This window comes from Sphingobacterium detergens (assembly GCF_003610355.1).
Classification (GTDB): Bacteria; Bacteroidota; Bacteroidia; order Sphingobacteriales; family Sphingobacteriaceae; genus Sphingobacterium; species Sphingobacterium detergens.
Genome location: NZ_RAPY01000001.1, coordinates 2,793,024 through 2,811,597, shown reverse-complemented (window position 1 = coordinate 2,811,597; position 18,574 = coordinate 2,793,024). Strand labels below are relative to the sequence as shown.

The window sequence follows — 18,574 nt, the reverse complement described above, 5'->3', positions numbered from 1 at the left end:
TGTATCGCATATAAATTAAACAAAGACTAGGGTTATGATCAGCGTTAGAAACAAAATAAGAAACCCATTGCATAGCATGATCAGTTCAAATGGTATGAATGTGGGAACGATCACCAAATTGCAGGAAATTGCGAGTCAGGATGAAAAAATGGCTTGTGCTATGCTGGAAAGTAGTGATGGAGGGATTACAGATGATATGGCCAGTGAGCGCCGCCAGAAATTTGGACTGAATGAAATACAACATCAAAAGGCTCCCAAATGGTATATTCAATTGATAAAGGCATTCGCTAATCCCTTTATTTACATATTGCTGGTCATTGCTGCTGTGTCTTTCGTTCTAGATGTCTGGCTTGCATCACCGGACGACAGGGATTATAAGACTGTCCTTGTGGTTTCTATTATGGTATTGATCAGCGCCCTATTACGTTTTATACAGGAGTATAGGAGTAATGCAGCCGCTGAAAAACTCAAAGGCATGGTGAAAACCACAGCTACTGTATTGCGAAAATTCAAAGGACGACGAGAGATCTCTATTGCTGAACTCGTACCAGGGGATATTGTTTATCTCTCTGCTGGCGATATGATTCCATCTGATTGCCGGATTATACAGAGTAAGGATCTTTTTGTGAGTGAAAGCATGCTGACAGGAGAGGCGCTTCCCGTGGAGAAGAATTATTTGCCAATTCGGGATGCAAAAGAAAAGCAGGCCATTGAGCTTAGCAATATCTGTTTTATGGGAACCAATGTTGTTAGTGGTTCAGCTATAGCGATTATTGTAACCACAGGTAACTATACCTATTTCGGGAGTATCAGTAAATCCATTACGGGTGAACGGCCTGAAACAAGTTTTGATAAAGGGATAAACAAGGTGAGTTTTCTACTTATTCGCTTTATGCTGGTGATGGTTCCATTGATCTTTTTGATCAATGGCTTGATGAAAGGGAATTGGACCGAAGCGTTGTTATTTGCGATTGCTGTGGCCGTAGGGCTTACACCTGAGATGCTCCCGATGATTGTGACGGCAAATTTAGCTAAAGGAGCGGTTAATATGAGTAAACGTAAAGTCATTGTCAAACGCTTGAACTCCATTCAGAATATTGGTGCGATGGATATTCTCTGTACGGATAAAACAGGTACACTGACCTTGGACAAGATCGTGATGGAAAAGCACCTCAATGTCTATGGCGTAGAAGACGACGAGGTACTCAAATGGGCCTACCTCAATAGTTTTCATCAGACAGGCTTAAAAAATCTGATGGATAAGGCTGTACTGGAGCATGTGGAACTGCATGATTATCTAAAAGTCGAAGATCAATACCTGAAAGTGGATGAGATACCCTTTGATTTTCAACGGCGAAGAATGTCCGTCATTCTCAAAAAGCATAACGGTAAACATCTCCTGATCTGTAAGGGGGCAGTAGAGGAAATGTTGGAATTGTGTACCCATGCTTTTGATCCTGGGGATGATCGTAGCCTGCATATTGAAAATGACCGTACTGTACCTATGGATGATACCATGCGGAGAATCGTGCTGAATACATCCAAAAAGATGAATGAAGAAGGTTTGCGTGTATTGTTGGTTGCCATTCGGGAATTTGAGGGATCCCATCCATTGACTTATGCGGTTGCAGATGAAGTCAAATTAACGTTGACTGGTTTTATTGGTTTTTTGGACCCGGCCAAACCTTCTGCAGCACCAGCGATTGAAGCTCTGCATAAATTGGGGGTAGCTGTAAAAGTGCTGACAGGAGACAATGAGATCGTCACACGTAAAATCTGTCATGATGTGGGGATCCCTGTGCAACGTATTATTAATGGAAGCGAACTGGATCAGATCGATGATCAAGAATTGGATCAATGTATTGTTGAGGTTTCCGTTTTTGCAAAATTAAGTCCATTGCAAAAAGTACGTGTGGTCAAAGCCTTGCGGTCCAAGGGACATACCGTTGGTTTTATGGGAGATGGCATCAACGATGCGGCTGCAATTAAAGAGGCTGATGTAGGCATTAGTGTGGATACGGCGGTGGATATTACCAAAGAAAGTGCTGATATCATCCTATTGGAAAAAGATCTGATGGTTCTTCGAAAGGGTGTGATCTATGGTCGACGTACTTTTGGTAACATCATTAAATATATTAAGATGACAGCCAGCAGTAATTTTGGAAATATGTTCAGTATGCTCGGTGCAAGCGCGTTTCTGCCTTTTTTGCCGATGTTGCCGGTACACCTCCTAATACAGAATCTTTTATATGATATCTCACAGGTTTCTATTCCTTGGGACAGTATGGATGAAGAATTTATTCAGGAACCGAAAAAATGGGATGCTGGGAGTGTGTCAAAGTTTATGCTTTTTATTGGTCCGATCAGTTCTATCTTTGATTTTGCGACTTTTGCATTGATGTATTTTGTCTTCAAAGCAAATACGGTCGAACATCAGACGCTTTTTCAATCGGGGTGGTTTGTCGAAGGACTGCTTTCACAGACTTTGATCATCCATATGATCCGTACACGCAAAATACCTTTTATACAAAGCTGGGCTGCCGCTCCCGTCGTGGCATTGACCTCCTTGGTTATGGTTATGGGTATTCTGCTGCCATTTTCACCTTTTGCTGAGGCTTTGAAATTGCAGGCGCTACCATTGTCTTATTTTCCTTGGCTAATAGGTATTTTGATCGGTTATTGTCTGTTGACACAGTTTGTTAAGAACTGGTTTATTCAAAAATTCCATACCTGGCTGTAAGTAAAAAGGATGGGGCTGTTTTTAATTGTAAAATCCTTGCGGTGGTTTGATTAAAAATCAACAACAATTGTTATTTTTAATCAAATTACTCCAATGAAACTGATAACATATACATTCACTGTCCTGGGTTTGGGAATCCTGGCATCCTGTGGGTCGGGGTCCAATACAAAAAAAGCCCTTGCGGATACGACTTCGAATGCAAATTTTAAAGCTTATGAAGATCGATTCATCGAACAGCTCTGGAAAGAAAATCCAGAATGGGCCACACAAGTGGGTTTTCATCGATACGATTCGCTGCTAACGATCCCCGATGCCAAAAGCAGGGCTTTACGTTTGGAATTTTCTAAGCAACATTTAGATCAATTGAAAAGTTTTGATCTGAACGAGCTGAATCTCTCACAACAGACGGATTACCACCTGATCCAGAACTACCTGGAATCTAATGTATGGTCAATCGAAAAAGAGCGTTCTTACGAGTGGAATCCTTCATCTTACAATGTAAGTGGAACTATCGCCTTTATGTTGGCTGAGAATTATGCCCCATTGCATGATCGTCTTCATGCTATTGAACAGCGGATGGCACATATTCCAGCTTATTATGAGGCTGCGAAAGGACAGATTAAGAATCCTGCGTTGGTATTAACAGATCTGGCCATACAGCAGAATTTGGGTGGATTATCTGTGTTTGAAACGGATCTGCGTGATTCCTTGAAAAAATCTAATCTTCCAGCGACTGAAAAAGCGGCTATTCAAGCGAAAGCCGATCAGGCCGTAAAGGCGATCAATGGATTTGTAACGTTTTTAAAAACGAACCCGAATCCATCGCCACGAAGCTTTAGATTGGGGCAGGAGCTATACGATCAAAAGTTCAAGTTTGATATCCAGTCGGGGTCTACTGCTGCACAGATCTATGATGCGGCAATGGCACGCAAGAGCTATTTACATGCTGAAATGTATAAAATCAGTAAGGAACTGTGGCCAAAGTATTTTGGAAAGGCGGTACAACCCACAGATAGTTTGGTGCTTATTCGCAAGATGATTGATACCTTGTCTGTCAATCACGTCAAAGCAGATGAATTTCAATCGGCCATTGAAGCGCAGATACCAAAATTGGTGGAATTTGTGAAAAAGAAAGATCTCCTGTACATCGATGATAGCAAACCTTTGGTCGTACGGAAAGAACCTGCTTATATGGCCGGTGTTGCTGGAGCGTCTATCAGTGCTCCGGGTCCCTATGATAAAGGTGGGAATACATATTACAATGTTGGAAGTCTTGCTGGATGGACCAAGGAAGCTTCAGAAAGCTATCTGCGGGAATATAATCACTATATTTTACAGATTTTGAATATTCACGAGGCTATTCCAGGCCATTATACGCAGTTGGTCTATGCCAACCAGTCGCCTAGCTTAATCAAGAGTGTTTTGGGTAATGGGGCCATGATCGAAGGCTGGGCTGTATATACCGAGCAGATGATGTTAGAAAATGGCTATGGCGATAACGCACCTGAAATGTGGTTGATGTGGTATAAATGGCACCTACGTACTGTATGTAACGCTATTTTGGACTATAGTGTGCATGTGAAGAATATGAGTGAAAAGGATGCCATGCATTTATTGGTTGATGAAGCGTTTCAACAGCAGGCAGAGGCCGCCGGGAAATGGAAAAGGGTATCTGTTAGTAGCGTACAGCTAACATCTTATTTTACGGGATATAAAGAAATCTATGATTTAAGAGAAGCTGTGAAAAAGGAGGAGGGTGCTCAATTTAAGCTAAAAGCCTTCAATGAGAAATTTCTGAGCTTTGGTAATTCGCCCGTAAAATATATCCGGGAAATGATGCTGAAAAAATAGGTATAAGAAACCGTATTGGAAAGCCACCTGATATCGGGTGGCTTTCTGCTTTTATTGCTATGCTATTCAGCTACTTTTTGTTAATAAGTCTTTTTCTCTTAGGCGACTTTAGCAAACTTGTTTCGATACTCTATAGGCGTAAGGCCTGTTATTTTTTTGAAAATATCCCGAAATGCTTTTGTATCTGTGTATCCGACATCATACATCACTTGGGAAACGTTCTTCCTTGAAGCTTCAAAAAATTTCTTTGCGGCCTCTATGCGTACACGCTGGATATACTCCACGGGCGTATTATTTGTTGCTTCTTTAAATCTTCGTTCAAAAGTTCGGCGGCCAATATTAACAAAATTGGCTAAATCTTCGACCGTAATTTTTTCCTCATACTTTAGTTCAATATAATCCTGCGCTTTCTGGATATCCAGGTCTTCGTGATTACGTTGGCCGCGGAATATCGCAAATTGGGACTGACTGTCACGGCTGATATCCAGTGCAAAATATTTGGCGATCATAACTGCCGTTTCACGGTCGGAAAATTTTTCGACAAGATATAGTATCAAATTCCACAGACTGCTGGCGCCACCACTGCTGTAAATATTATCGTTTTCTGTAATAACGGCCCCATCTTCGATTTCTATTTCAGGGTATTTTTCCTTGAATTCGCTGACATAGGCCCAATGGGTTGAACATTTTTTACCATTTAATAAACCCGTTTCAGCTAAAAGGAAAGCTCCTACACATAAACTGGCCAGGCGGGTACCTTTTAAATGGAGTTTTCTGAAATAAGGTATGGCCTCGGCATTATCCCTTATTCCGGTGTCAATATCTCCGAAAGTCGGGGGTATGATTAATAGGTCTGTCCGTTCCACATCTTGCAGCAAACGATTGGTTTTTATAGTATACTCACCGCTGTTGGCCGGTACATATTCACTAAGACCTACATACTCAACATTGAATATCGGTTTCTTTCCAAAAGCCGAAAGAAATTCATTAGCCGTAAGAAAGGTTCTAAATGCTGGCGTAATACCTTCAATAGTACCATATTGGGGAACAAAAACAGAGATTTGCATATCTTTTTGGTTTATAGGATAAAGGTACAAATTGTTTTTGTCGTAATCCACCCCTAAAGTTGTCGTTTTTACAATGTGCCGCCCCTTAAAATCCTTCGCATCTTTGCTATATCATAATCAACAAATAAAAAGAAATCATGGAAAGACAAACAAAAATTAAGGTAGAAGCAGCGGTAAACGCGCCAGTAGAAAAGGTATGGCAACAATGGAATGCGCCAGCAGATATTATGCAATGGAATGCTGCGGATCCAAGCTGGCATTGTCCAAGCAGTCAAAACGACTTGCGTGTGAATGGCACTTTTAAAAATCGGATGGAAGCAAAGGATGGAAGTTTTGGATTCGATTTTGAAGGAACTTATGATAAGGTTGAATTGCATCAAGAAATCGCTTATACCATGTCTGATGGTCGGACAGTAAGCACAGTATTTTCTGAAAGAGATGGAAAGACAATCATGAGTACCACTTTTGATGCGGAGCAGATGAATGATCCTGAATTTCAGAAGCAAGGTTGGCAAGCTATTCTCAATAATTTTGTAAAACACGTTGAATCAACAAATTAATCACCATAAAATACCAATATCATGAAAAAGAATAAAATTATCTTCTGGATAGCGACAATATTTATTGTTATCTGGGAAGGCGTTATGCCACTGGGCACATTACTATTTGCACCGCAATATATGAACGCAGGAACCAAACCCTTGGGGTACCCGGATTATTTTGCCTATGCACTTATTATCTGTAAAGTTTTAGGGGTCATTGCTATTGCTATTCCACAGTTTCCGGCTAAACTAAAAGAATGGGCTTATGCAGGATTGACATTCAGTTTGCTATTTGCCTTTATCAGTCACGCTTGTGTGGATCAAAATATAACCTATATGTTATTGCCCCTTATTGTATTGGGTATACTGATGTTATCTTATGTCTATCGGTCAAAGCTAGCTGGTACAAGCCGTGCCTCGCAGCAGAATGCATATACAGGTGCATCAGCAATATCCTAATATCTTGGCATGACAGTGTGCCCATCCGAAAGGATAGGTTTATTGAGAATTTATTAAAAAGAACAAAAAGGTAGTATTATCTATTTACATTATAAACAATCAATCGAGATGAAAACAAATAGTGTTTCTTTACATCGGGTTATTCAGGCAAGCCCTGAAAAAGTCTTCCGCGCATTCGCGGATCCAGTAGCACAGGCTACTTGGTTACCCCCTTATGGTTTTGTCTGTACTGTACAGCAGATGGATTTTAAAGTAGGTGGTCAATTTAAGATGACATTTATCAATTTTGGTACAGGTAATGGTCATTCCTTTGGTGGAGAGTATTTGGAAATTACAGCCAATGAATTTATCAAGTATGTCGATCGCTTTGATGATCCAAATTTACCCGGAGAAATGACAACGACAGTTTCTTTGCGTGCTGTCAGCTGCGGTACTGAACTTAAAATAGAGCAAACAGGAATTCCTGAAGTTATTCCAGCAGAAATGTGTTATTTGGGATGGCAGGAATCTTTGGAAAAAATGAAAAAACTTGTGGAGCCTGTTATACCAGACGCATAGTTTAATTCAATTTGTTTAGGATATGGAACGGTTAAGAAGCGGGGTTTTTATCACATTTTCGGGAAATTGTAGAAAGGCGCTTACCTTTTACCAGTCATGTTTTGGCGGGAGCCTAGATTTTGACAGGCTGGATAAAAAGATAAATGGGTATGCAGAACTGCCCATTGTAAGTGCCTCTCTTACTTCCCCAAATGTGGTTATCTACGGCTCAGATCTGGTACATGATGATGGACGAAAAATCGGTAATTATCTTTCGGTGTTTTTGCCCTGTGCAAATGTGGTTGATCGTGGTCAGCTTGTCACCAAGCTGACGGCTGGACGACAGGCGGTATTGGGAAATAATGAGACGGACCAGCTGGTAGAAGTAACAGATATTTTTGACGTAAGATGGATATTGGGGATTCAATAGTGTTTTCTAAATCTTATTTTTTTGTTAAGTTAAGGCAAAATCAGTAGTATTATAAAAAAGCTTTATTGTTATGGTATATGTAGAAAATGAGTTCGCTCCTTTACAAAAAGTGATCTTGGCGGTTTCAGAGTTTGGATTTCCAAAAGCAGTTCGAGCGGACGATCTCCGTTTTCTCCCCGATACCAACACAGAAAGTGATGTTGCAAATGCTGGAAAAGATTTTGCGGAAGTGTATCCTGAGCAACAAAAAGCATGGGATCTTGAACGCTCAAATTTTGCTGCTGTGCTGGAAAAATATGGGGTGGAAGTATTGCGTCCTCGTCTGTTGACAAACTTGGAGAAGGAAGTCGGAGCTGACGATGGTTATGCCAACTTCTTTGTACGTGATCCATTTTTTACTGTGGGTCATGCTGTCATTGAAGGTTCCTTGCGTTTTCTTCAACGCAGAAATGAAATCTTGCCGATTCGGGATATTTTTGAACAACAGGTCTATCCCGATGATTGCCTCTATGTTGCCGCACCCAAACCTGCGATCCATGATCATGGTGATCTTTCGCGCTGGCACGGACCTTTTATCGAGGGTGGTGATGTATTGGTCCTTGGCAAACAGGTATTTGTCGGTAACTCTGGGCTTGCATCCAATAGCCTGGGTATCCGATGGCTGTCAAAATTACTTAAATCTTATGGTTATCAGGTCGAGGAAATAAGATTGCATCCGGATATTTTACATTTGGATTGTGCTCTCGGACTTATTCGTGAAGGACTAATGGTTGTTTGTGAGGATGCATTTCTTGACGGCATACCGGAACATTTAAAACAATGGGATAAGATTAACGTTACCCTAAGCGAGGCGGGACAGTTGGCAACCAATGGTCTACCGATCAACCCCAATGTATACATCACTGATCCAGTATTTAAACCTATTGGCGATAAGCTTTCGCTTTATGGGATAGATGTCGAATATGTTGACTTCCAGATCAGCAGAAGTTTTGGTGGCTCATTCCGCTGTAGTACGCAACCCCTATTGCGACGATTTTAAGCTGATGATATTCTCTCGGACGGCTGGACTGAGACCGTAAGATATATCTGATCTGTACCCATTACAACGATGAGTGGGAGTGTAACTTTGTATGTGCTTTAGGCACAGTTTTATTATCAATAGCTTAGTCATAATGATGAAATTACAGATACAAAATAGCACACTTCACGATATTGATTCGATCTTTAAGTTTTATAGGATTGCAACTGATTTTCAAAAGGCAAAATTCATGGTTTATTGGCCTGAGTTTGATCGGAAGCTTATCGAACAGGAGCTGGAGGAGAATAGGCAATGGAAAATGATTGCGGATCAGGATATCGCCTGTGTCTGGGCGACAACATTCGACGACCCAGACATTTGGGAAGAGAGAAATGACGATCCGGCAGTTTATATCCATCGCATCGCAACGAATCCCAATTTTAGAGGTAAGAATCTTGTTAACACTATTGTGAATTGGTCGATTGAATATGCTCGTGCAAATAATAAGAAGTTTGTTCGATTGGATACAGTAGGTGAGAATAAAGGACTGATTGACCACTACACGAAATGTGGTTTTGATTTTTTGGGATTAAAGAAGCTTCGTAATACAGCAGGCTTACCGGCTCATTATGACAATGCTAGCGTAAGTTTGTTTGAGATAAAACTTTGAGAGATTTAATCAAGCCAATTTGTTTACACCGTTTTTCCGAGATGTGGAAGCCGTGTAATCAATAACTGTTTTTAGTTGATATTGCGCTGAAAAATAGATAGATCTACGGACTTTCTTGTGAACTTTTGTTATATTGTTGTAACAAATTGTCGTTTTAGCATACTAACGAATTATTAACAGTTAAACTTATTTATGAACTTATCAATAGAAAGCCTCAGTAAAACCTATCCGAATGGTGTAAAAGCCCTTGATGAAGTGAATTTGGAAATTAAACCGGGGATGTTTGGTCTTCTCGGACCAAATGGAGCGGGAAAGTCATCTTTGATGCGTACTATTGCGACACTACAAAAGCCAGATAGCGGTCGTATTACTTTTGGAGATATTGATGTGCTTGGTAGGCAGATGGAACTGCGAAAGGTTTTAGGTTACCTACCACAGGAATTCGGTGTTTATCCGAACCTTTCAGCGACAGATTTGTTGCAGTACTTTGCGAAGCTCAAAGGCATTAAAACAAGTGCCGACCGACAGGCAATCATCAAGCGTGTGCTCGAGGTTACCAATCTTTGGGATGTTCGTAATAAGAGTGTCAGTGGCTATTCAGGTGGGATGAAACAACGATTTGGAATAGCCCAATTATTATTGAATGATCCAAAACTGATTATTGTTGATGAGCCCACCGCTGGATTGGATCCAGCTGAAAGACATCGTTTTTTGAATGTATTACGGGAGATCGGTACCGATCATACCGTTATTTTCTCTACTCATATTGTGGATGATGTACGTGAATTATGTCATGAACTTGCGATCCTCAATGGCGGTAAGATACTATTGCGGGGGACGCCAAAGGAAACGATAGAACAATTAGAAGGCAAGATCTGGGTGCGTATTATTAGTCGCGATCAATTGGATGAATATACCCAGAAATATAATGTCATTTCCACCAACTACAATCAGGATAATACGCTCAATATCCGGGTTTATAGCGATGTGCAACCAGATGAATCTTTTGTCAATGCGCAAGGGCAACTGGAAGATGTTTATTTTGTAGCACTAAAAAATGACCAGCGCCATGTTTAGTCCGATTTTTAAATTTGAGTTTACGCGTTGGTTTAAGAATGCTGCCGTCTATATTTATATGGCTTTATTCTTTGCGCTGTCGCTGTTTATCATGCTCTCTTCCTTAGGGATATTTGATGGGGTCACAGCGACTACTTCATCCAATACGATCAGAAATTCCCCTTGGGCTATTAACGGGATGATTAATGGAATGTCTTCATTTATCTATTTCTTGATCCCTTCAATTGTGGGGGCTTGTGTGTACCGGGATTATCAATATAATGTACATACCATCCTGTTTAGTTACCCATTTACCAAAACAGACTATTTACTGGGTAAGTTTTTTGGATCAGTTGCTGTTGTACTTATAATCGTACTGGCATCCACGCTAGGTATTATTGTCGCACAGTTTGTCCCGGGTATCAATCCAAGCTTATTGGGACCGGTACATGTTTTAGCTTACTTTCAGACCTATCTGATTCAGGTTATTCCTAATTTGGTTATCCTAAGTGCCATTATTTTCGTATTGGTAACCTTCACCCGCAATGTGTATGTCGGTTTTGTCGCCGTTTTGGTGCTTATCATTTTACAGGTGCTTATTCAAAACCTGACTGACAATGCCGATAATCGTTACTTAGGGGCATTGATAGACCCTTTTGGCGATAGTGCCATTTCTTACTATACGCAATATTGGTCTCCCGAAGAAAAGAATACAAACAATCTTCCTTTTCTTGGTGCAATAATTTATAATCGACTGATTTGGCTAGCTGTAGCGGCTTTATTTATTGGTGGATTTTACTTGTTGTTTTCTTTCTCGCAGGACTCCATCTCGATCAAGACAGGGAAAAAAGGAAAACGCTTGACAAAAAATAACTTTGACAGCGTTTTTCGTATCAACCTCCCGAAAGTGGGTTACGATTTTTCAATAACCCATTACTTGAAAACAACCTGGACAATGGCACGGTATGATTATCGCTATATTGTTAAGAATCCAGTCTTTTTGATTTTGACTTTGGTTGGTGTACTTTTTATCATCTTGATGGCTAGTACAATCGGTACAATATTCGGTACCTCGACTTATCCTGTTACTTGGAAAATGCTGATGATACCAGGTACGACTTTTAAGTTCTTTTTGTTGATCTTGACTTTCCTCTTCAGCGGTTTATTGGTCCATCGCGGTAGCATTACACGAATGGGCGGATTATTGGATGCGACACCCGTTCCGAACTGGACACTCATGGGCTCCAAAATAATCGCGATCATCTTGATGCAATTGACCCTACTTGCGGTGGTAATGCTCACCTGTATGGCATTTCAGGTTTACCATCATTATTATAATTTCGAAATCGGGCAGTACGTGATGCTCTTGATGGTATATGGTATGTTGGGAAATATCGTATGGCTATTTGTGGCCATCTTTGTACATACGCTCTTCAAGAACTATCTGGCTGGTTTTTTTATCCTGTTAACTTTATTTATTGGATTGCCATTTTTGTCTTTTGTAGGGGTAGAGCAGGCGATTTATCAATTTAACAAGGGACCTGATCTCGATTATTCGGATATGGACGGTTTTGGCTATATCTTGCCTTTTTTAACCTATCGGGTGTATTGGCTGTTGTTCGCTGTGTTTTTTCTGACCCTAGCCCTTTTGTTATGGCGTAGGGGTGGATTCTCTGGTATAAGAGAGCGCTGGGCTATTTTACGATCGAATGTAAAGGCGAGTAGTATGACCGTACTTATCCTGAGTTTTGTTGGTTTTGTTGCTATCGGTAGTGGGATATATTATGAAGATCATATTAAAAACCCTTATTATACCAGCTTGGATCACGAAAAACAATCTGTGGAATGGGAAAAGAAGTATAAAAAATATCAATTTCGGCCACAGCCCCGTGTTGTTGATATTAAGTTTAATATGGATATCTATCCTTCTGGACGTAGTTTTAAAGCGCAAGCTTCTTATGTGTTAAAGAATAAGACTGCAGTCGCTATAGATTCTATTTTTGTCAATTATAATGATTATGACTATACTTTCTCCTTCAATGTTCCCAATAAGTTGGTCTTTGCAGATGACATTTACAATTTCAATATCTACAAGTTAGCCAAGCCAATGGCTCCAGGAGATTCCATCGTCTTAAATTTCAGTACAACTAGCCCTTCCAATACCTGGGTGAACGAGAAGTCTCCTGTCAAAGGTAATGGAACCTTTATCAACAATATGTTGTTTCCAAACATTGGGTATTTGGATCGGGGCGAACTGGTGGATAATGATATCCGCAAGAAATACGGATTACCTCATCGCGATCGTATGGCTCCACCCACTGATTCAATGGCACTGCGGAATAATTATATCTCAAATGATGCGGATTGGGTCCGGTTTGAGGCGACTGTGAGCACGGATCCGGACCAGCTGGCCATAGCTCCGGGGTACCTGACCAAGCAATGGGAGAAAGATGGACGGAAATATTATCAGTATAAAATGGATTCGTCGATATTGAATTTCTTTGCGTTTAACTCTGCTCGCTATGAAATTAAAAAGGATAAATGGAATGGTGTCAATTTAGAGATATATTACCACAAAGGGCATACTTACAACCTCGATCGGATGATGGCTTCGAGCAAGGCCTCTTTAGCATACTATACTGCAGAATATAGTCCTTATCAGCATCGGCAGTTGCGTATTGTTGAATTTCCCCGGACAGCCGGAACTTTTGCGCAGTCCTTTGCCAATACCATTCCTTTTTCAGAGGCTATAGGTTTTATAGCAGATGTGGATGAGAAGAAAGACGATGCGGTGGATTATCCATACGCTGTCACAGCGCACGAGATAGCCCACCAGTGGTGGGCCCATCAGGTGGTAGGTGCCAATGCGCAGGGAGCAACTTTGATGTCTGAAAGTATGTCTGAATACTCGTCTTTGAAAGTCCTGGAAAAAAGGTATGGAAAGGGACAGATGCGCAAGTTTCTCAAAGATGCGCTGGATGGCTACTTAAAAGGTAGGGGGGCGGAGACATTGGGTGAAAGACCATTGATGTACAATGAAAATCAGATGTATATCCATTATCAAAAAGGGTCGTTGGTATTGTACGCCCTGAGTGATTATCTAGGAGAAACTGTTTTCAACCAGACAGCAAAAGCGTATTTGAAAAATACAGCCTTCCAAAACCCGCCTTACACAACATCATTGGAGTTTGTGGATTCTTTTCGAAGAGCTACACCTGATTCGTTGCGTTATCTGATCAAAGATATGTTTGAAACGATTACTTTGTATAACAATAGGGTAGAGAGCGTAAGTTCTAAAAAACTGAAAAATGGAAAATACCAGGTCGATATTCAATTTGAAGTGGCCAAATATCGCGTGGATGCCAATGGCAAAAAGAGCTATAATGATCAAGGGAGCAAACCACTCGTGTTTAAGAAATCTGATCGGGTGACGCTAGAATCTTTGCCCCTTAGGGACTATATTGAGGTTGGGATTTTTTCAAAATCAACGGATAAGAAAAACGGAAAGCCACAGGAGCTATATCTGAGAAAACATCGTATTGATCAAATTAATAATAAATTGACATTGATTGTTGATCAGCAGCCTATTCAGGTCGGTATCGATCCATATAACAAATTGATTGACATCGACTCGGATGATAATAGAAAAGATATTTAGTTTGGAGACGATGAAAGCAGTCTAAGGAGCATTCAATAGTTAAAAAACAGGTTTTATCCAGCGAATAATAAATAGGGATCTACGGATTTTAGTTGTCGTTGTCAGCCGATAACAATAGCTTGTATATTTGATATAGGTATTCGGTAGATGATTTTATAGTAATTGCATGGATATGTACTATTTGACCTTACTTTGTTGGTTGTTTATTGTTCCCCTTGACGATGTTACATCAAAGGAGTGTGGAGACCGTGGCGAGATTTCAACAATGGAATATGGAAATATTCGGACTGAGACTGATACTTTGCGAGTCTCACAGCATGATACGACTATTTTTAGACGAGTAGAGCGTATCATAGCTCGCCCCTGTAGTAAGCCCGAGTTGGTAGAAAACTACGAACTGATTGCCCCGAAGGATGGGGTATATTACCTTATCAATAATGATAAACAACAACTGGTTTTGGAAGGAAAATTTAGTGCCAGTTTTACTTATGAAGGTGTCACTTACAAGGAGGGAAACTTTTATAATTCAAAGCGATATACCTATAAAAAGAATGGTGATTTGAAGGCGATCTATATTCAGGAGGAGGGTCGAAATAAGACAGCCGAATTTTACGATTCTAAAAAGCAACTGACCAGCAGACGTTATTTTAATAAAAAATCCGGTGACACCGAAAAAATTGAACTATATAAAAAAGGCAGACTAAAAGAAACCCGAGTATATTCAGGCTTTAATACCTATAAGACGATTAAAGCAGATTAATAACGATAAACTGTTGTCTTATTATTATTGTGTTATTTAGTGAAACGAGTAAATCAATTCTGAAATGAGAATAAAATATCTTTTTACCCCGGTCATGTTCTTCGCATGTACCTGTAGTTTATTGGCGCAAACAAAACAGGATAGTGTAGCGATCAAGCAAGCTGCCCTTGATTATATTGAATCGCAGCATCAGGTGAAACCTGAGCAAATGGAGCGAGCTTTACATCCGCGGATGGTGAAACGAACTTTTTGGAAAGATAAGGCTACCGGTAAAGACTATTTGCGCGAGACAACTAGTGAATCCATGATTCTACTGGCAGAGAGTTACAATAAAAATGGAGATAAATTTCCCGCTAATCCAAAGAAAGAGGTGAAATTTCTCGATGTTTCGGCACGTACAGCCTCTGTTAAGCTAATTGCGGATGAATGGATCGATTATATCCATGTTGTGAAATTGAATGGTGTCTGGAAAATTGCAAACGTCCTGTGGCAGTATAATGATGTCAATCAACATTAAGATTTAATGAAATGCCACACCTATGACCGGATCTTTGTTAATAGAATTCTTGACGTACTGAGACTGTCATTTGCTTTGTATAGCCTGATGAAAATCAGATTTCAGAGAATTAAATGGGAGAAATCGTAAAACGCTTGGAATTAAACGGGGAATATTTATGAGCGAAGGCATTCGTTTTGGGGCAAAAATCAGCTTATTTCTGGTGCTTGGAATAGGTTGGATGGTTTTTGTCCTTTATCACTCAGCAGAATTATTGCTTTCCGGTAGTGAGAAGAGCAAACTGACTGCTTTATATGGGCTTTGGCTTTTAGTTCCCGCGGTCTTGATTATCGTTGTTGATAGGTTTGCTGTCAGGAAATTTGGTATTATAAAAGTAAACAAAATAGAATTTTTTATTTTGGTCACTGCGGTTATTATTGGGCTGTTTAATCTGTATTTTCGATAGTATATTTTCCAAAAAAATGATAAGGACATACTTTCGTTTGTCTTTGATGGCCAACGCTATTGGGGCTATCCCAAAGCGAATAAATTGAAGTAGCTGTTTTAGTGGGTATTAAAACAAAAAGTCGCTTTCTTATTCAGAAAAGCGACTTTTTTGTTTTGTGCTCCCACCTGGGCTCGAACCAGGGACCAAAAGATTATGAGTCTTCTACTCTAACCGACTGAGCTATAGGAGCAGGTCGTTTGTTTTGTCAATTTTGGCATTGGTTATGCTGTTTTGACGATGCAATTATCGATATTTGTATCGGTATTTCAAAATAATTCGATGGAAAAAATTAAAAATATTGTTCTTGATTATGGGAATGTAATCTTCATGATCGACTTTGTAAAGTTGAAAGTTGCTTTTACTCAGTTAGGTATAGAAAATGTTGACGAAGTTTTTGGGCATCATGGTCAAAGTGCACTTTTTGACGATTTTGATAAGGGAAAAATTGATGCTAAGGAATTTCGGGATGGAATCCGGGAGGTTACTAAAAATCCAGCATTGACCGATACAGAAATCGATGGAGCCTGGAACAGTCTGTTGATTGGAGTCCCTAAAGGATATCATGAACTATTGTTGCAATTGAAAGATAAGTACCGTACTTTTTTGTTGAGTAATAATAATGCGATTCATTATGCCTATTGTATGAATGATATTCAAGAAAAATATGGCGTGGCCGATAATGATGGGTTTTTTGAAAAAACTTATTATTCGCATTTAGTCGGCATGCGCAAACCCGACGCCGAGATTTTCGAATTGGTGATGACGGAGCAGCAGTTGAATCCCGCAGAGACACTGTTCGTTGACGATAGCCCGCAGCATTTGGCTGCAGCAAAGCAGTTGGGCTGGCATACAGCACTGTGTACCAAGGAAAAACCATTGCAATCGATTCTAGCAGAATTTGGACTGCTATAAAAATTATTTTTCTTTTCATATTCAATGGAAATATTGTACCTTTGTCCCACTTTAAATTTTAAAAGCGACGAAAGGAGGTATATACAACGCATGATTATCGTAAATGTAAAAGAAGGAGAATCTTTAGATAGAGCATTGAAACGTTTCAAGAAGAAATTCGAGAAAACAGGAGTTTTAAGAGAGCTGCGTTCACGTCAAGCTTATGAAAAGAGATCTGTAACTCGTCGCATTCAAGTGAAAAAAGCGATTTACAAACAATCTTTGAATCAAGATGTGGCTAACTAATTGATTCGCTGAGAATTTAAAAATATAAAGGGAAAAGCATTGCTTCTCCCTTTTTTTTGTGCTTTTAAGTTTGTAATTTAAGGATAGTATAGCGAGGGAAATTATGTTGGAAAAGGAATTTATCCGGTATTTACAGATTGAAAAAAGATATTCAGAACATACCGTTATTGCTTATCGGCATGAACTGGAAATGTTTCAATCCTTTTTGAATGTGGAGGGGCTGGTATTATCGGATGTTGTCTATCGGGATCTGCGTCATTACTTTGCTCAGATGATGGAGTCAGGTAAAAATGCAAGTTCTGTCAATCGAAGTATGTCTTCGCTGCGTACCTATTTTAAATTTCTTCAACGTGAAGAATGCCTTGATAAAAATCCGATGACCCTTATTAAGGCGTTAAAAACTGCGAAGAAGCTACCCGTTGTTGTGGAGAAGGAAAAGTTAGTTCAGCTGTTGGATCATCTGGAACAGGAGAAGGATGATTTTGAATCATGTCGGAATTATTTGGTAATGGAATTGCTTTTTGGGACAGGGATTCGCTTGGCTGAATTGTTGAAAATAAAGGAACAGGATATCGATTTTTTTAATAAAAATATTCTTATATTAGGTAAAAGGAGCAAAGAACGTCTTGTTCCGATAAATGATCTTTTAGTAAAAGAATTGAAAAACTATTTGCAACAAAAAGCGTCGCAATTTGTTGATACTAATAACAGCTTATTGATTGTTACAAAAGAGGGGAAACCAGCCTATGCCAAGCTGATTTATGATATTGTGCATCGGTATCTGACACTGATTTCTACTCAAGGTAAACGAAGCCCTCATATTTTGAGGCACACGTTCGCAACGGCCCTATTAGATAATGGGGCGGATTTAAATGCAATTAAGGAACTGTTGGGACATGCAGGACTTGCCGCAACGCAGGTATACACGCATAACTCAGCAGAACGATTGAAGTCTATTTATAAACAAGCTCATCCAAAAGCTTAAAAAAAGGAGGAAAAATGAACATTACTGTGCAATCCATTCGATTTAATGCAGATCAAAAGTTAATCGAATTCATTAAAAAGAAAACAGGAAAATTAGAGCAGTTTTTGGATTCAATCATTGGTGGTGAATGCTACTTGCGATTGGAGAATGTCGATGACGAGGCAAATAAGATTTCAGAAATCAAACTGAATATCCCAGGGAGCCAACTTTTCGCAAAAGGGCAGGCGAAGAGTTTTGAGGAGGCAACGGATATCGCCGTAGAGTCCTTACGTAGGCAGATTAATAAACATAAAACAAAGACAAAAAATACAGTCGTTACTAATCGCAAAGAAGTACTTTCCGTAGAGGAAGAAGAAGAGGAAGAATACGATTAAAATATAATACATACATTTTAACGGAGGAGGTCAATCTATAATTGACCTCCTTTTTTTTGAAGGGGTTTGTCGTATTTGATTGCTGTAGACTTTTATGAATTGGCTAGTCAGTTAATTTATAGATCTGTTTAGTCGGTTCAGGACTATCCCGGGCTTTTCGCGCTGTTTATATTACGATAGAGGAGGGCAGTTTCGCGATGGTATCAACAATAAAGTAGTTTATTTA

Annotated in this window: 18 protein-coding genes and 1 tRNA gene; 17 read left to right on the top strand and 2 right to left on the bottom strand. The window is 39.8% G+C overall.

Annotation, left to right across the window (positions count from 1 at the left end; genetic code table 11):
* Positions 1-34: 34 nt before the first annotated feature.
* On the top strand, positions 35-2,740 hold the full coding sequence (mgtA, locus tag DFQ12_RS11970) for a magnesium-translocating P-type ATPase (RefSeq protein WP_208642515.1): 2,706 nt from the start codon (positions 35-37) through the stop codon (positions 2,738-2,740).
* Between the two features lie 93 nt (positions 2,741-2,833).
* On the top strand, positions 2,834-4,591 hold the full coding sequence (locus DFQ12_RS11965; protein ID WP_120259136.1) for a DUF885 domain-containing protein: 1,758 nt from the start codon (positions 2,834-2,836) through the stop codon (positions 4,589-4,591).
* Positions 4,592-4,689: 98 nt separating this feature from the next.
* Here the strand turns inward: DFQ12_RS11965 and DFQ12_RS11960 are convergent, their stop codons facing one another.
* Positions 4,690-5,658 (bottom strand): GlxA family transcriptional regulator, encoded by a 969-nt coding sequence (locus DFQ12_RS11960; RefSeq protein ID WP_120259326.1) that lies wholly within the window; start codon positions 5,656-5,658, stop codon positions 4,690-4,692.
* 137 nt (positions 5,659-5,795) lie between these two features.
* Between DFQ12_RS11960 and DFQ12_RS11955 the strand changes: the two genes are divergently transcribed.
* From DFQ12_RS11955 to DFQ12_RS11905, 11 genes are all read left to right on the top strand, one after another.
* On the top strand, positions 5,796-6,218 hold the full coding sequence (locus tag DFQ12_RS11955; RefSeq protein WP_120259135.1) for an SRPBCC family protein: 423 nt from the start codon (positions 5,796-5,798) through the stop codon (positions 6,216-6,218).
* Positions 6,219-6,239: 21 nt separating this feature from the next.
* Entirely contained in the window at positions 6,240-6,659 is a 420-nt protein-coding gene (locus DFQ12_RS11950) for a DoxX family protein (protein ID WP_120259134.1), read from the top strand.
* A gap of 108 nt (positions 6,660-6,767) precedes the next feature.
* On the top strand, positions 6,768-7,217 hold the full coding sequence (locus tag DFQ12_RS11945) for an SRPBCC family protein (protein ID WP_120259133.1): 450 nt from the start codon (positions 6,768-6,770) through the stop codon (positions 7,215-7,217).
* Between the two features lie 22 nt (positions 7,218-7,239).
* Entirely contained in the window at positions 7,240-7,626 is a 387-nt protein-coding gene (locus DFQ12_RS11940; protein ID WP_120259132.1) for a VOC family protein, read from the top strand.
* A 70-nt stretch (positions 7,627-7,696) separates the two neighbouring features.
* Complete coding sequence (locus DFQ12_RS11935) at positions 7,697-8,665, top strand: dimethylarginine dimethylaminohydrolase family protein (protein ID WP_208642514.1); 969 nt, start codon at positions 7,697-7,699, stop codon at positions 8,663-8,665.
* A gap of 133 nt (positions 8,666-8,798) precedes the next feature.
* Entirely contained in the window at positions 8,799-9,314 is a 516-nt protein-coding gene (locus DFQ12_RS11930) for a GNAT family N-acetyltransferase (protein ID WP_208642513.1), read from the top strand.
* 192 nt (positions 9,315-9,506) lie between these two features.
* Positions 9,507-10,391, top strand: coding sequence for an ABC transporter ATP-binding protein (locus DFQ12_RS11925; RefSeq protein ID WP_120259130.1), 885 nt, complete (start codon positions 9,507-9,509; stop codon positions 10,389-10,391).
* Entirely contained in the window at positions 10,384-14,028 is a 3,645-nt protein-coding gene (locus tag DFQ12_RS11920) for a M1 family aminopeptidase (RefSeq protein WP_120259129.1), read from the top strand. Before DFQ12_RS11925 ends, DFQ12_RS11920 begins: the two co-directional genes overlap by 8 nt.
* Positions 14,029-14,194: 166 nt before the next feature.
* Positions 14,195-14,788, top strand: a complete 594-nt coding sequence (locus DFQ12_RS11915) for a hypothetical protein (protein ID WP_120259128.1) — start codon at positions 14,195-14,197, stop codon at positions 14,786-14,788.
* Positions 14,789-14,852: 64 nt separating this feature from the next.
* Positions 14,853-15,305 carry a nuclear transport factor 2 family protein gene (locus DFQ12_RS11910; RefSeq protein ID WP_120259127.1) on the top strand — a complete coding sequence of 151 codons (453 nt, stop codon included), beginning with the start codon at positions 14,853-14,855 and terminating at the stop codon, positions 15,303-15,305.
* 157 nt (positions 15,306-15,462) lie between these two features.
* Positions 15,463-15,750: a hypothetical protein gene (locus DFQ12_RS11905; protein ID WP_120259126.1), complete on the top strand. Its 288-nt coding sequence runs from the start codon at positions 15,463-15,465 to the stop codon at positions 15,748-15,750.
* 158 nt (positions 15,751-15,908) lie between these two features.
* On the opposite strand, the gene DFQ12_RS11900 is transcribed toward DFQ12_RS11905, so the two are convergent.
* Positions 15,909-15,982: transfer RNA gene (locus DFQ12_RS11900), tRNA-Ile, on the bottom strand.
* Between the two features lie 89 nt (positions 15,983-16,071).
* Here DFQ12_RS11900 and DFQ12_RS11895 point away from each other — a divergent pair.
* The 4 genes from DFQ12_RS11895 (at position 16,072) to hpf (ending at position 18,348) form a co-directional block, all read left to right on the top strand.
* Positions 16,072-16,704, top strand: a complete 633-nt coding sequence (locus DFQ12_RS11895; RefSeq protein ID WP_208642512.1) for an HAD family hydrolase — start codon at positions 16,072-16,074, stop codon at positions 16,702-16,704.
* A 90-nt stretch (positions 16,705-16,794) separates the two neighbouring features.
* Complete coding sequence (rpsU, locus tag DFQ12_RS11890; RefSeq protein ID WP_046672133.1) at positions 16,795-16,989, top strand: 30S ribosomal protein S21; 195 nt, start codon at positions 16,795-16,797, stop codon at positions 16,987-16,989.
* A 103-nt stretch (positions 16,990-17,092) separates the two neighbouring features.
* Positions 17,093-17,974: a tyrosine-type recombinase/integrase gene (locus tag DFQ12_RS11885; RefSeq protein WP_120259124.1), complete on the top strand. Its 882-nt coding sequence runs from the start codon at positions 17,093-17,095 to the stop codon at positions 17,972-17,974.
* Between the two features lie 14 nt (positions 17,975-17,988).
* A complete protein-coding gene (gene hpf, locus DFQ12_RS11880; protein WP_120259123.1) occupies positions 17,989-18,348 on the top strand; it encodes a ribosome hibernation-promoting factor, HPF/YfiA family in 360 nt (119 codons plus the stop codon).
* Positions 18,349-18,574 lie beyond the last annotated feature (226 nt).

Coding starts and splice junctions, on each gene's coding strand:
- DFQ12_RS11920 (WP_120259129.1), top strand. CDS start 10,384: ATGTTTAGTCCGATTTTTAAATTTGAGTTTACGCGTTGGTTTAAGAAT.
- DFQ12_RS11940 (WP_120259132.1), top strand. CDS start 7,240: ATGGAACGGTTAAGAAGCGGGGTTTTTATCACATTTTCGGGAAATTGT.
- DFQ12_RS11955 (WP_120259135.1), top strand. CDS start 5,796: ATGGAAAGACAAACAAAAATTAAGGTAGAAGCAGCGGTAAACGCGCCA.
- DFQ12_RS11945 (WP_120259133.1), top strand. CDS start 6,768: ATGAAAACAAATAGTGTTTCTTTACATCGGGTTATTCAGGCAAGCCCT.
- DFQ12_RS11895 (WP_208642512.1), top strand. CDS start 16,072: ATGGAAAAAATTAAAAATATTGTTCTTGATTATGGGAATGTAATCTTC.
- mgtA (WP_208642515.1), top strand. CDS start 35: ATGATCAGCGTTAGAAACAAAATAAGAAACCCATTGCATAGCATGATC.
- DFQ12_RS11935 (WP_208642514.1), top strand. CDS start 7,697: ATGGTATATGTAGAAAATGAGTTCGCTCCTTTACAAAAAGTGATCTTG.
- DFQ12_RS11965 (WP_120259136.1), top strand. CDS start 2,834: ATGAAACTGATAACATATACATTCACTGTCCTGGGTTTGGGAATCCTG.
- DFQ12_RS11950 (WP_120259134.1), top strand. CDS start 6,240: ATGAAAAAGAATAAAATTATCTTCTGGATAGCGACAATATTTATTGTT.
- DFQ12_RS11960 (WP_120259326.1), bottom strand. CDS start 5,658: ATGCAAATCTCTGTTTTTGTTCCCCAATATGGTACTATTGAAGGTATT.
- DFQ12_RS11910 (WP_120259127.1), top strand. CDS start 14,853: ATGAGAATAAAATATCTTTTTACCCCGGTCATGTTCTTCGCATGTACC.
- DFQ12_RS11925 (WP_120259130.1), top strand. CDS start 9,507: ATGAACTTATCAATAGAAAGCCTCAGTAAAACCTATCCGAATGGTGTA.
- DFQ12_RS11915 (WP_120259128.1), top strand. CDS start 14,195: ATGGATATGTACTATTTGACCTTACTTTGTTGGTTGTTTATTGTTCCC.
- hpf (WP_120259123.1), top strand. CDS start 17,989: ATGAACATTACTGTGCAATCCATTCGATTTAATGCAGATCAAAAGTTA.
- rpsU (WP_046672133.1), top strand. CDS start 16,795: ATGATTATCGTAAATGTAAAAGAAGGAGAATCTTTAGATAGAGCATTG.
- DFQ12_RS11885 (WP_120259124.1), top strand. CDS start 17,093: ATGTTGGAAAAGGAATTTATCCGGTATTTACAGATTGAAAAAAGATAT.
- DFQ12_RS11930 (WP_208642513.1), top strand. CDS start 8,799: ATGATGAAATTACAGATACAAAATAGCACACTTCACGATATTGATTCG.
- DFQ12_RS11905 (WP_120259126.1), top strand. CDS start 15,463: ATGAGCGAAGGCATTCGTTTTGGGGCAAAAATCAGCTTATTTCTGGTG.